Genomic DNA, 12546 nt, shown 5'->3' with positions numbered 1-12546 from the left:
CCGGCCGGCCCGGCGGCTCAGGGAATGCTCAGATCCGCGCTCAGAACGTGACGTCGGAGCAGGCGTAGAACGCGTTGCCCGTGTCGGCGATCGTCCAGACCGCGAGGATGACGTGGTGGCCGCTCAGTCCGGAGGGCAGGGTGCCGCTGTGGCTGAGAGTGGACGGCGGACGCTGTCCGTTGTAGGGCACCGTCAGGAACGGGGTCGTGTTCAGGTCGGCGCGGGCCAGGGCGTGGTTCTGGTTCCAGCCCTGCTTGGTCACGTAGTACTTGAAGTCCGTCGTGGCGTGCATGGCCGTGAACTGCCAGCGGAAGGTGTAGCTCTGGCCGCCGTTGACCTTGGTGGTCGGCCAGGCGCCGCCCGAGGGGGTCTTGGGGCTGTCGAGCTGGCTGAACCGGGTGTTGTTCCCGGAACAGAGCTGTCCGTCGGCCGCCCCGGAGGCCGGGAAGCCCTTCGGGCCCTCGACGCTCTGCGGCTCCCACTGGATGTCGCCGCAGTTGGCGACGGTTCCGTTGTTGCAGAGCTTCTGCCGGCTGATGGGCAGGTCGGTGTAGCCGTGGCCGCTGGCGCCGCCGGTGGAGAGCACGAAGGCTCCGGCGGTCGCGAGGCCGAGCACGGCTGCGGAGATCTTGGCCTTGGTGCGCATACTGCCGCTCCTGGAGACGTGGGGGAGGTTCAGTGAGCTGTGCAGGTCTAGACCAAGTTCAGGCTATTGCCGTTACTTGAACATGTCCATACCAAAGACACGGCCTCCCCCACCCCCCGTAACGCCGTCCCCGTCACGACCCCGGCTCCCGGCCTCCCGCGCAGAACGCCACCGTCAAGTCCCGTACCAGCAGCTTGCGTTCGTAGTCGTCGAGGTCGACAAGACCCCTGGTGGTCAGCCGGGTCACCGTGTCCTCCACCGAGTCCACCACCGAGGTGAGCACGTTCGCCCGGTGCCGGGCGTCCAGTGCGGCGACGCTGCGCCGGTGCATGGCGGCGGCGATCTCCGGCGCGTACTCGACCCGGACCGGCTGGACCGAGAACACCTCCAGACCGACCGGCGCCACCTCCCGCTTCACCAGCCGGGTCAGCGTGTCCGCGGTGGCCGCCGTCCCCCGCGCGCCGCCCGGCGGGTCCATCGGAACCCGGGCCAGCGCCGCCTCGACGCACTCGCGCAGGTACGTCTCGTGGTCGTCGATCCCGAGCGCGGCCCGCGCGGTGTCCCGCACCCGCCACACCACCAGCGCCACCACCCGCAGCGCGACCCCGCCGGCGTCGGCGGCCGGCATCGGCTCGCTGCGCCAGTGCCGCAGCCGGACGTCGATCCGGCGGCGCGGCATCAGCGGATTGAGCCACAGCAGCCCGGTGCGCCGGACGGTCCCCCGGTAGCGGCCGAACAGGCCGAGCACCCAGGCCCGCCCGGTCCGGCCCCGGGCCAGCCCGCCGAAGCCGAACAGGGCGAGCGCCCCCGCCCCGGCGTACGCGGCCCACTGCGGTCCGCCGAGTCCGGCCCCCGCGGACGCCGGCAGCCCCAGCACGTGCGCCGCGATGCCCGGCAGCACCCCGGCCCACCACGAGGTGAACACACAGCCCGCCGCCCCGCAGGCCCCGGCCAGCACCCCGGCCGCCCCGGGCAGCACCACCGCCGGGCGCTCCACCAGGTCGGAGTCGATCTCCGGCACCGAGCGGGCCGGCGCGGGCGCCCGGCGCCCGTGCCCCAGCCGCGGCTGCTCACCGCTGCCCTTCCTGCTGCCCACCACCGCGGGTGTGACCGGCAGCGGGATCGTGTCGGCGTCGTCGCGGAACAGCAGATGGACGGGGATCTCCGTGGTCCCCTCGTTGTGGATGAGCCGGGGGACGCAGCGGCCCGCCCAGCCGTCCGGGGCCATCATCGCCTCGCGCCCGTCGTATTCGGGTGTGGGGGACGTGGTCGTAGTCATACCTGCCTCCAGCCTCCGCGCCAGATGGTTCAGACGTTCGTACGGTGGATCGGCGGCCCCTCCGGGGCCGCGGTCATGCGAAGAGCCGGCGCCAGGTCTCGGGCCCCGGCCGGCCGTCCGCCGCGCCGCCCCGCCACCCCTGGGCGCGCTGGAAGGCCTCGACGGCCCGCCGGTCCGCGTCCGACCAGCGCGGCCCCGGCCCGTTGGTGTAGAACCGGCCGTACCCCTTCCTCACCAGCTGCCGGCCCAGCTCGGTGACATACCGGTTCTCGGCACCGGGCCGGAACATCCCCTGCCCCGGATAGCCGGGCACCCCGTGCGAGGCGGGGGCCGCGGCCCGGATGTCCTTGCCCTTCCCGGTCACCAGCAGCTGCCATGTCCCCGGCCCCGGCAGCCCGTCCGCGGCCGCCCCGGTCCAGCCCTGGGCTCGCTGGAAGGCCTGGGTGGCCCGCCGGTCCGCCTCCGACCAGCGAGGGCCGGGCCCCTTGGTGTAGTAGGAGGCGCCGCCGCGGGCGGCGAGCATCCGGCCGAGCCGGGTGACATGGGGGTTGTTGGCGCCGGGGCCGAAGTACGCCGCTCCCGGGTACGGCGCGGGCGGCGCCGCGGCGAGGCCGGCCACGCCCCGGGTGACGCCCTTGTAGCGGTAGGGGATGTAGCGCTTGGAGTTGGTCCAGTACGCGTACGGGGTGGTCCTGCTGCGGGTGTGCGGCGGCGCCTGCTCGTACGCGATGTAGGAGGTGTGCCGCTGGTTGGTCCAGCCGCCGAAGAGCACCACGTGTGAGCCCTTCTGAGGGTTGTCGGGATTGTGGAAGAGCAGGATGTCGCCGGGTTGGAGCTGCCCCTTGGTGATCCGCGCCGCGTACTGGCCGAGGCTGCCGGTCCACTCGTTGCGCGGCAGGTTCCAGGCCATCGAGACGAAGCCGGAGCAGTCCTGGCGGTATCCGTCACGCCAGAAGCGGTTCATGCTGTACGGCACCCGGGCGTCCAGCCACTTCTTGGCCCGGCTGACGATCTGCGACCGGGTGGTCGCGCCGATCGCGAACTGCTCCCCCGCCTTGGCCGGCCCCTCCCGCCCGAACAGCGCGCCCGCGGCGCCCTGCGGGGTCTTGACCTCCTCGGCCCGGGGCTGCTGGGCCGGCGGCCCGGGCAGCCGGCCGGCGGTGAGGGTGGCTGCCGCCGCCGATGGCGCCTGGCCCGCGCCGAGGGCGGCCGCGGTGACGGCCGCCACGACCAGCGCGCGATGCGCGGCGGCCGGACGGACCGGGGTGCGGGCGGCCGGGGAGCGGGAGAGGCCACGCCCGCGCACGCACCCGGGGCAGTCGCAGTCGCTCGCGGGGTCGATGTCCTCGAACACCGGAGACTTCATGCGATCTTCCTCACACTTCATCAGTACATATCCGGATCTGTGCACGTTGATCATTGCCACAACTGTCCACCGGACGCGAACATTGACGGTCCGAATGATGTACAGGACGGCTCCAGCGGCCCCGCCCACCGGGCGCGGATGGCCGGGGGACCTCCGGAGGTCATGTAAAGTGAACGATGTCAGCAGGCGCCGCTAGCTCAGTTGGTTAGAGCAGCTGACTCTTAATCAGCGGGTCCGGGGTTCGAGTCCCTGGCGGCGCACCACGACGAAGGCGAGCCCGGTCCACAGGACCGGGCTCGCCTTCACCTTTTGCCGGTTCCTCCCGCCCCGGCTGAACACCTCTCCCGTCTCAGCCGTACGGAAGAGCGGGCGGCGCAGGGTGTCGCACCCCTCGTCGCACCCCCTCTCCGCAATGCGCGCGTATGGCCGGTAAACTCCGAGTTTCGCGTCTTGCGATCATGCTGAACACCGTAGAACCCTGGATGTCAAGCTGCCGCCCTTTGGCGGCACTTGGGGGGCGTTGGGGATGTTGGGGGGTGTTGGGGGGTTGTAGGAGCCGGTTGCCCGGCCGCGCGGTGAGCCGTGACTCCCGCGCGTCGACGGCCGCCGCGGGGGGCGGCCATGCAACCGGCAGGCCGCGGTGCCTGTCTCCGAGGTGGGACCGACCTGGTGACCCGCGGCCGGCACGCAAACGTCCGTGACGGGCCAAGGGGGGCCTCGAACGGACGAAGGAACCGACGAACACGCGCTCGCATGCGTGTGGGGGGATGAGTCATGACGTCGACGCCGACGGGCGCCCGGCACGAATCCGATCCTTCTGAGACGACCCGGCGACGAATGCCGGGACACCGCACCGGCACCACGGGGGCATTCCGCAGAATCAAGAAGTCTCTGCCGAAATACGACTACGAGCACTACAGCCGGCTGGCCGGCCCCCTCACCGAGCCCGACCCGGACAAGCCGTACACGGTGCAGTACCGCTCGCTGATCTCGCAGGAGCCGCACCGCATCCGGGTCGCGCTGATGCTCGCCGCCGCGCCGCTGCTGTCGCTGGTCCTACTGGCCTGGCTGCTCCAGCCCAAGCACTGGACCGAACGCGACTACCCGGCCTACGACTTCCTGCCGGCCCTCGACGCGGTGATGCTGGTCTCGATCGGCCTGATCGAGTTCTTCCGCTGCATGAACGTGCTGTCCAACGCGCACGCCACCCTGGTCGCCCGGGACCCGGTCCCGGTGGTGCCCGAGACCGGCACGCGGGTCGCGTTCCTGACCTCCTTCGTGCCCGGCAAGGAACCGCTGGAGATGGTGACCAGAACCCTGGAGGCCGCCGTACGGCTGCGCCACCGGGGCCTGTTGCACGTCTGGCTGCTCGACGAGGGCGACGACCCCGAGGTGAAGGAAGTCTGCGCGCGCCTGGGCGTGCACCACTTCAGCCGCAAGGGCGTCGAGCGCTGGAACCAGCCCAAGGGTCCGCACCGCGCCAAGACCAAGCACGGCAACTACAACGCCTGGCTCCAGGCGCACGGCGACGACTACGACTTCTTCGCCTCCGTCGACACCGACCATGTGCCGCTGCCCAACTACCTGGAGCGGATGCTGGGGTACTTCCGCGACCCCGACGTCGGCTTCGTGATCGGCCCGCAGGTCTACGGCAACTACGACACGTTCGTCACCAAGGCGGCCGAGTCGCAGCAGTTCCTCTTCCACGCGCTGATCCAGCGGGCCGGCAACCGCTACGGCGCACCGATGTTCGTCGGCACCTCGAACGCCGTGCGGATCAGGGCGCTCAAGCAGATCGGCGGCCTGTACGACTCGATCACCGAGGACATGGCCACCGGCTTCGAGATGCACCGCGCCAAGAACCCGGCGACCGGCCGCAAGTGGAGGTCGGTCTACACCCCGGACGTGCTCGCGGTCGGCGAGGGCCCGAACGCCTGGACGGACTTCTTCACCCAGCAGCTGCGCTGGTCGCGGGGCACCTACGAGACGATCCTCAAGCAGTACTGGAAGGGCTTCGGCACCCTGCCGCCGGCCAAGCTCTTCAACTACACGATGATGATCATCTTCTACCCGATGTCCGCCCTCAACTGGATCCTGGCGGCGCTGAGCTGCGCGCTGTTCCTGGGCCTCGGCGCCTCGGGCGTGAACATCGACCCGACCGTGTGGCTGATGCTGTACGGCAACGCCTCGGCGCTCCAGATCGGCCTGTACGTCTGGAACCGCCGGCACAACGTCTCGCCGCACGAGCCGGAGGGCTCCGGCGGGGTGGCCGGCATGGTGATGTCGGCGCTGTCCGCGCCGGTCTACGCGCGCTCGCTGATGGACGCCGTGCTGCGGCGCAAGAGCAAGTTCGTGGTGACCCCGAAGGGCGAGTCGGCGAGCCCCGACACGCTGTTCGGGACGTTCCGCATCCACTGGTTCTTCATCCTGGTCTTCGGCGGCTCGCTCGTCGCGGGGTTCGCCCTCGGGCACTCCCACCCGGCGATGATCACCTGGGCCACCTTCGCCATGCTCATCACCGCCGCACCGATCTTCGCCTGGCGGTGGACGCTGCGGCAGGAGCGGCGCAAGCAGGCGTCCGCGGCCGTCGCTCCGGAGCCGCGGGACGCGGTCCCGGCACACCCGCACCGGGCGCACACACCGGCCCCGGGGATGCCGGTCCCGGTGGCGGAGGTACCGCCGGGACACGCGCCGGGCAGCGCGGAGCGGCAGGGGCCGAGTTGGGCCGGAACGGATGGAACGACGGGCGAGCACACCATGCAGATCGCCCTCGGTGGACTGGGGGGACATAAGGAATGAAGGACCAGGCCGGCCTCCGGCGCGCCCGACGGCTCGGGATCGGCGCGGTGGTGGTAGTCGCTCTGGCCGGAATGAACGGGCCGTGGCTCTACCGCTTCGGCACGGAGCGCTACCACCAGTACAAGATCAACAAGCCCGAGTACAAGGCCGAGAACGGCCGCTGGGAGATCGTCGAGTTCCCCGAGGAGTACCGGCAGAACACCATCCACGCCGTGCTGCTGCACACGGGCAAGGTGCTGATGGTCGCGGGCTCCGGCAACAACAAGAAGAACTTCGACGCACGGCAGTTCGACACCCGTATCTGGGACCCGGTCAAGGGCACCATCAAGAAGGTGCCCACGCCGGAGGACCTGTTCTGCACGGGCCACACCCAGCTCGCCAACGGCAACATCCTGATCGCCGGCGGCACCAAGCGGTACGAGAAGCTCCAGGGCGACGTCACCAAGGCCGGCGGCCTGATGATCGTCCACAACGAGAACCCGGACAAGCCGATCACGCTGCCCGCGGGCACGAGGTTCACCGGCGGGGAGAACGGCAAGACGTTCGTCTCCAAGGACCCGGTGCTGGTACCGCGCGCCAAGAAGAACTTCGACCAGGCCGGCCGGTTCCTGGGCAACAGCCCAGGCCTGGGCCGCATCTACGTCGAGGCGCAGAAGAGCGGCGCCCGGTACGAGACGGGCACCCAGGACAACTACCGGATCCAGGGCCTGTCCGGCGACGACGCCCGCAACACGTACGGCATCGCGGAGAAGCTCGCCCTGGACAAGAAGGACTTCCAGGGGATCCGGGACGCCTACGAGTTCGACCCGGTCGCCGAGAAGTACATCAAGGTCGACCCGATGAACGAGGCCCGCTGGTACCCGACGCTCGCCACCCTGAGCGACGGGAAGATCCTCAGCGTCTCCGGCCTCGACGACATCGGCCAGCTGGTCCCGGGCAAGAACGAGGTCTTCGACCCCAAGACCAAGAAGTGGACGTACACACCGAAGGACCGTCAGTTCCCGACCTACCCGGCGCTGTTCCTGCTGCGGAACGGCAAGCTGTTCTACTCCGGCTCCAACGCGGGCTACGGACCGGCCGACGTGGGCCGCGACCCGGGCGTCTGGGACGTGGACACCAACAAGTTCACCGAGCTGCCCGGCCTGAGCGACCCGCAGATGATGGAGACCTCCGGCACGGTCCTGCTGCCGCCCGCGCAGGACGAGCGGTTCATGGTGATCGGCGGCGGCGGGGTCGGCGAGTCCCAGCTGGCCAGCAGGAAGACCCGCATCATCGACCTGAAGGCGAAGAACCCGCGCTTCACGGACGGTCCGACGCTGGAGAAGGGCACCCGCTACCCGCAGTCCTCGGTCCTGCCCGACGACTCCATCCTGGTCTCGGGCGGCTCCGAGGACTACCGGGGCCGCGGCGACTCCAACATCCTCCAGGCCCGGCTCTACAACCCGGGGACCAACACCTTCAGGCGGGTCGCCGACCCGCTGGTGGGCCGCAACTACCACGCCGGCTCGATCCTGCTGCCGGACGGCCGGGTGATGTTCTTCGGCTCCGACTCGCTCTACGGCGACAAGGCCAACACCAAGCCCGGCACGTTCGAGCAGCGCGTCGAGATCTACACGCCGCCGTATCTGTACCGGGACGCGCGGCCCTCGCTGTCGGGCGGCCCGCGGACCATCGCCCGGGGCGCCTCCGGCACGTTCACCTCGCAGCACGCCGGCACGATCAAGAAGGTCCGGCTGATCCGCCCGAGTGCCTCCACGCATGTCACGGACGTCGACCAGCGCTCGATCGCACTGGACTTCACCACGTCCGGCGACAAGATCACGGTGACGGTGCCGGGAAGCCGGAACCTGGTGCAGTCGGGGTGGTACATGCTGTTCGTCGACGACGACCAGGGGACGCCGAGCGAGGCGCAGTGGGTGAAGGTCCCTTAGCGGGCCGGGACCCGGGAGCAGCCGAGGTCCCGTGACCGCGTGTGCTCAGGGGCGCCCTCCCTCCAGGGGGGCGCCCCACGTCGTGTCCCGGACCCCTACTTGCTGGCCCTCGCCAGCTTCAGCGCGTAGTCGGCCCACCAGTCCCCCGCCTTCGGGCCGCCCTTGCAGGTGCCGTCGGACTCGCCGGGCCGCTTGACCCACAGGTAGGCGTCGGCCAGCGGGTCGGCCGTCGTCGTCGTGGGTGTCTCGCCGAGTGCGCGGCCGGGCGGGTTGCACCAGCGCTCGTCCGGATCCCCGCCGCCGTAGGGGCCGTTGCCGTTGCGGCTGGTGTCGACGACGAAGTGCTTGCCGCCCAGCTTGGCGGACAACTGCTTGCCGTAGGCGAGGGATTCCGGGGTGGAGTAGAAGTTGGAGACGTTGACCGCGAAACCGTCGGCCCGGTCCACGCCCGCGCGGCGCAGCGGCTCGAAAATCTGGTCGGGGTGGCCCCAGCCCGCGTTGCCCGCGTCCACGTACACCTTGGTGCTCTTGAGGGACTTGAGCCGTTCGACCGCGCCCTTGAGCAGGTCGTAGCGCTCGTCCTGGAACTCCTCCGGGGTGCAGCCGTCCACCAGGTGCAGCAGGGCGTCCGGCTCCAGGACCACCGTGGCCGGGCGGTCGCCGATGCCCCGGGCCACGCCGTCCACCCAGGCCCGGTAGGCGTCCCCGTCGGCGGCGCCGCCCTGCGAGTACTGGCCGCAGTCACGGTGCGGGATGTTGTAGAGGACGAGCAGCGCGGTGCGACCCGCCTTGTCGGCGGCCTCGGTGAAACCGCGGGCCTCCTGCTCGGGGTTCTCCGGGCCGATCCACTCGCCGGTCGGCTGCCCGGCGATCTTCCGGATCTGCTCGGCGTCGGCCTTCTTCCCGGCCTTGAGGTAGGCGGCGACCTGATGGGCCGCCCTGCTGTCCGGGTTGACCCAGAAGGGGTCGGCCTCCTTGGGCTGTTGGGTGATCCCGGCGCCGTCGTCCTTGTCGCCGCCCCCGGAGGTGCACCCGGCGGCCAGCAGTGCCGCCCCCAGCACCGCCGCGGACGCCCGGACCCCCGCCGCACGGGCACGCGAGAGGGCCCCCCTCATGCCGTACATGCCTTCCCCCTTGGTGCGCTCGGCCGGGTTCCATGCTGTCACAGGTCGCAGGCCGCCCGAGGTCTCAAAGTCCCATAAGGAACGGTTCGTCGGCGGGGCCGGGTGGCGGGGGCGGGGCGGTGGTGGCCGTGGCCTCACGGGCCGGTGGCCTCAATGGCCCGTACCCGTGAGGTACGCCGACACGACCACGTGCGCGGCGCAGGCGCGGCTCGCTCCGTCGACGGAGCCGCCGCAGCCGATCAGCCGCAGTTCGGCGCGGCCCGGCTTCGGCTCTCCGGACGCCTGCCGGACGTCGAGCCGGTCGCCGGTCAGGACCTTGACGTCGTCGACGGTGAAGTCGGCGACGCTGCCGTCGTCCCGGACCACCCGGACCGCCGCGCCGGGCCGCAGCGAGCCGATCCGGTCGAACGCCCCCGGCCGGCTCCCGGCGCCGAGGTCGCCCACCAGCAGCGCGGTCCCGGACGCCCCCGGTTTCACCCCGGCGCCGTACCAGCCGACCGTGCCGGCCCGGTCCGCCGGCGGCCGTTCGACCGCGTCCCGCGCGTCCAGGGCGCGGGCCACCACCGGCGCCCGCACCCCCAGGCCGGGGATGTCCAGGCGCCGCGGCGGGGCGTCGGTCAGCGCGCCGGCCGACGCGGGCAGCCGGTCCGCGGAGGGCCGGCCGGCCGCGGCCATGTCCCCGGTGGCCGACGGCGCCAGGGACTCCCGTACGTCGGTCAGATCGCGTCCCCACAGCCACAGCCCGAGCAGCAGCACCACCCAGGCAAGGCCGGCCAGGAGGCGGCCGGTGCAGCGGGAGCGGGTGCCCTCGTGGTCGGACATGCCGATCCCGCCCTCAGTGCGATCCGCGGCCGCGGCGGCCGCGCCGGCCGTCCCCGGCACGGGTCGTACCGCGCGACCGGGGAAGGAGCAGGACGGCCGCCCCGGCGGCACCCGCGAGCACCAGCCCGGTCACCGCGTGCGCCGTGCCGGGCGCGGGAGGCGCGGCCGGCGCCGGGGCGGTGGTGGCCCGGGGGGTCCGGGTGGCCGGAACGAATGCCATGGGTGGAGTGGGTGGCGTGCGTGGCGGGCTCGGGGAAGCCGAGGCGGCGGGCGGCTTCGACTGCGGTACGACGGCGAGGGTGCCCGGGGCCGCCGGGGCACCGGGCAGAACCGGACCGCCCGTACCGGCCGTGCCGTCCACCCCGTCGGCCGCTGGGACGAGGGCGGCGGCCGCCAGGAGTCCCGTGCAGAGTGTGAGGCGCAATGGACCCATCGTGAAACCTCCGCAATCAGGAGACTCCCGACGGGCCACGGCCGCATCCGCTGCGAAACCGCGCTGCTCCGAATGGGTGAGAAGGGTGGGCGGGCGGGACGGGGTTCTCAGATCCGCTCGACGAGGTCCGCGATCGAGTCCACGACGTGGGACGGCCGGAACGGGTAGCGGTCGATGTCCTTCGCCTGCGTGACACCGGTGAGGACCAGGAACGTCCGCATACCGGCCTCCAGGCCCGCGAGCACGTCGGTGTCCATGCGGTCGCCGATCATGGCGGAGGTCTCCGAGTGGGCCCCGATCGCGTTCAGCCCGGCGCGCATCATCAGCGGGTTGGGCTTGCCGATGAAGTACGGCTTCCGGCCGGTCGCCGCGGTGATCAGGGCGGCGACCGAGCCGGTCGCGGGCAGGGCGCCCTCGGCGGACGGGCCCACGTTGTCCGGGTTGGTGGCGATGAACCGGGCGCCGTCGTTGATCAGCCGCACGGCCTTCGTCATGGCCTCGAACGAGTACGTCCGGGTCTCCCCCAGGATCACGAAGTCGGGGTCGTGGTCGGTCAGGACGTAGCCGATGTCGTGCAGCGCGGTGGTCAGGCCGGCCTCGCCGATGACGTAGGCGCTGCCGCCGGGCCGCTGGTCGTCGAGGAACTGGGCGGTGGCCAGGGCGGACGTCCAGATGTTCTCCATCGGCACGTCCAGGCCCATGCGCTGCAGGCGGGCGTGCAGGTCGCGCTGGGTGTAGATGGAGTTGTTGGTCAGCACGAGGAACGGCAGGCCGGACTCACGCAGCTTCTTCAGGAAGGCGTCGGCACCGGGGATCGGAACACCCTCGTGGATCAGGACACCGTCCATGTCGGTGAGCCACGACTCGATGGGCTTGCGGTCTGCCATGTGCTTCGGCCTCCTGCCGTACGCGCGCTTGCGTGAGTCCAGCCTAGCCAGTGGCCGGATCTTGCCGGAGGCCGGTTCAGCTTCCGGTGGCCTGCTTCCAGGCCTCGACGTACGTCGTGAGGTTCTTGTCGATGTCGTTCCAGTCCGGCGTGAACACCTCCACGCCCTCCATCAGCTTCTTCAGGTCCATCGCGTTGGCGTCGTCGGCCTTGACGTCCTGGCGGACGCTGAAGCCGCCGCCGATCTCGCTGACCTGCTGCTGCGCCTGCCGGCCGAGCATGAAGTCCAGGAGCTTCCTGCCATTGGCGTCGTGCGGGGCGTGGCTGACCAGTCCGGCGGCGTACGGCAGGGCGAAGGTGGTCGGCTTCCCGCCCTGCCGGGCCGGGAACCAGATGCCGAGGTGGGGCATGGTCCTGGACTGGGCGAAGTTCATCTGGACGTCGCCGTTGGCGGCGAGCAGTTCACCCTTGTCGACCTTGGGCGCGAGCTTGCCGGTGGAGGCGGACGGTCCGACGTTGTTGGCCTGGAGCTTCTTCAGGTACGCGAGCGCGGCGTCCTTGCCGCCGAAGTCGTGCATGGCCTTCACGAGCACGGCAGTGCCGTCGCCGGCGACACCCGGCGTGGAGTACTGGAGCTTGTTCTTGTACTGACCGTCGAGGAGCTGCTCCCAGGTGGTGGGGGCCTGCTTCAGCTCCTTCGTGTTGTAGATGAAGCCGAAGTAGTTGTTGACCACGGAGGTCCAGGTGCCGTCGGTGGCCTTGTCCTCGGTGCCGACCTGGTCGGCGCCCTGCGGCGCGTACGTCTGGAGCAGGCCCTTGCTGTCCGCCTGCTGGATGAACGGCGGCAGGGTGACCAGCACGTCGGCCTGCGGGTTGCCCTTCTCGCGGACGGCCCGCTGGACCATCTCGCCGGAGCCGCCCTCGACGTACTTGACCTTGATGCCGGTCTCCTTCTCGAAGTCCTTGAAGACGCGGTCGTACCAGCCGTCTCCGTTCTCGCCCTTGAGACCGTCGGCGCTGTAGACGGTGACGACCTTGGCGTCGGCGGCGGAGGAGGTGCCGCCGCAGGCGGTGAGCGGGGCGGCGAGAAGACAGACGGCGGTGGCGATCTTGAGCGTGTTCTTGCGCATGGCGAGGTGAACTCCTTGCTGGGTGGGACGAGCCCGGGAGGGTGGGAGGGAGAGTTCGGGGGGCGGAAGGGGAGGTTCGGGGAGCGGTCGGGAGGACGGCCGGGGAGCAGGAGGAGGTCCGGGGAGCAGC

General features: G+C 71.1%; 10 protein-coding genes and 1 tRNA gene. 3 read left to right on the top strand and 8 right to left on the bottom strand.

The annotated features are described in order from the left end of the window. Positions 1-40 precede the first annotated feature (40 nt). From ACIQMV_RS12270 to ACIQMV_RS12260, 3 genes are all read right to left on the bottom strand, one after another. Entirely contained in the window at positions 41-646 is a 606-nt protein-coding gene (locus ACIQMV_RS12270; protein ID WP_402592594.1) for a lytic polysaccharide monooxygenase, read from the bottom strand. A gap of 133 nt (positions 647-779) precedes the next feature. Continuing rightward, positions 780-1925, bottom strand: a complete 1146-nt coding sequence (locus ACIQMV_RS12265) for an SPFH domain-containing protein (RefSeq protein WP_402592593.1) — start codon at positions 1923-1925, stop codon at positions 780-782. Positions 1926-1998: 73 nt separating this feature from the next. Further along, positions 1999-3291: a peptidoglycan-binding protein gene (locus tag ACIQMV_RS12260; protein WP_402592592.1), complete on the bottom strand. Its 1293-nt coding sequence runs from the start codon at positions 3289-3291 to the stop codon at positions 1999-2001. A 186-nt stretch (positions 3292-3477) separates the two neighbouring features. On the opposite strand from ACIQMV_RS12260, the gene ACIQMV_RS12255 reads away from it, so the two are divergent. From ACIQMV_RS12255 to ACIQMV_RS12245, 3 genes are all read left to right on the top strand, one after another. Next, positions 3478-3554: transfer RNA gene (locus ACIQMV_RS12255), tRNA-Lys, on the top strand. A 511-nt stretch (positions 3555-4065) separates the two neighbouring features. Continuing rightward, positions 4066-6090, top strand: coding sequence for a glycosyltransferase family 2 protein (locus tag ACIQMV_RS12250; protein WP_402592591.1), 2025 nt, complete (start codon positions 4066-4068; stop codon positions 6088-6090). Next, on the top strand, positions 6087-8021 hold the full coding sequence (locus ACIQMV_RS12245; RefSeq protein ID WP_402592590.1) for a galactose oxidase-like domain-containing protein: 1935 nt from the start codon (positions 6087-6089) through the stop codon (positions 8019-8021). Before ACIQMV_RS12250 ends, ACIQMV_RS12245 begins: the two co-directional genes overlap by 4 nt. Before the next feature lie 95 nt (positions 8022-8116). Here the strand turns inward: ACIQMV_RS12245 and ACIQMV_RS12240 are convergent, their stop codons facing one another. The 5 genes from ACIQMV_RS12240 to ACIQMV_RS12220 all read right to left on the bottom strand — a co-directional run bounded on the left by ACIQMV_RS12240 (position 8117) and on the right by ACIQMV_RS12220 (position 12416). Further along, on the bottom strand, positions 8117-9145 hold the full coding sequence (locus tag ACIQMV_RS12240; protein WP_402592589.1) for a glycoside hydrolase family 6 protein: 1029 nt from the start codon (positions 9143-9145) through the stop codon (positions 8117-8119). A gap of 150 nt (positions 9146-9295) precedes the next feature. Next, on the bottom strand, positions 9296-9967 hold the full coding sequence (locus ACIQMV_RS12235; RefSeq protein WP_402592588.1) for a sortase domain-bontaining protein: 672 nt from the start codon (positions 9965-9967) through the stop codon (positions 9296-9298). 13 nt (positions 9968-9980) lie between these two features. Then, entirely contained in the window at positions 9981-10187 is a 207-nt protein-coding gene (locus tag ACIQMV_RS12230; RefSeq protein WP_402592587.1) for a hypothetical protein, read from the bottom strand. Between the two features lie 320 nt (positions 10188-10507). Next, on the bottom strand, positions 10508-11287 hold the full coding sequence (locus ACIQMV_RS12225) for an HAD-IIA family hydrolase (protein WP_141360614.1): 780 nt from the start codon (positions 11285-11287) through the stop codon (positions 10508-10510). Positions 11288-11363: 76 nt separating this feature from the next. After that, positions 11364-12416, bottom strand: coding sequence for a 2-aminoethylphosphonate ABC transporter substrate-binding protein (locus tag ACIQMV_RS12220; RefSeq protein WP_402592586.1), 1053 nt, complete (start codon positions 12414-12416; stop codon positions 11364-11366). Positions 12417-12546 lie beyond the last annotated feature (130 nt).

Source organism: Streptomyces sp. NPDC091412, assembly GCF_044756885.1.
In the GTDB taxonomy this organism is placed as follows: domain Bacteria; phylum Actinomycetota; class Actinomycetes; order Streptomycetales; family Streptomycetaceae; genus Streptomyces.
The sequence above is the reverse complement of the archived record's forward strand: the minus strand, read 5'-3'. Positions and strand labels throughout refer to the sequence as shown.